Source organism: Metabacillus bambusae (assembly GCF_017497975.1).
GTDB lineage: Bacteria > Bacillota > Bacilli > Bacillales > Bacillaceae > Metabacillus > Metabacillus bambusae.
Map to the genome: position 1 here is coordinate 1 of NZ_JAGDEL010000069.1, position 548 is coordinate 548.

At 36.7% G+C, this 548-nt stretch carries 1 protein-coding gene; it reads right to left on the reverse strand.

The genetic code is table 11. From position 1 onward, the window contains the following. The coding region (locus I7822_RS29620; RefSeq protein WP_443673949.1) for an HTH domain-containing protein at positions 1 to 548 on the reverse strand (548 nt) is incomplete at both ends.

Sequence of the window (548 nt, forward strand, 5' to 3'; positions counted from 1 at the left end):
TTCTCTTACTTCTCGGCTATTAGATGCTTTTATATAGCTATAATATCCCGAACGGGATACCTCTAAAAAGTCACAAAAATACTTGGTCATTCCCTTAATTTGATATTGTTCAACGGTTTCATAAATCAACTGATATACTCTACTCGGATTTAGACTTTTTCCTGCGTTTAACAGCCTCCTTTCTGTTGCTTCTAGCTTTTTTAATAGCTCCACCTGTCCCTCCAGTAGTTTAATTTTTGCTTCCTGTCTTTCAATTACTTCGGAAGGTGTTAATTCTCGTTTCAAAGGTCTGCCTGAACTTGTTTTCCTCGAATCAGTCAGTCCAATTAACCCATCTTTGTCATAGGCTTTCTTCCACCTATAAGCTGATAGTTCAATCCGCTTTATTCCTATAATGTCCACATCAAAGCCATTCTCTTCAAATATTTGTCGAGGGAGTTTACCAGCCTGGTACTCATCCATAAATCTATTTTTAAAGGAATCTGTATAAGTAATGGATCGCTCGCTAACACGTTCTATATTCGGATTCTTTTGAAGTACTTTTATCT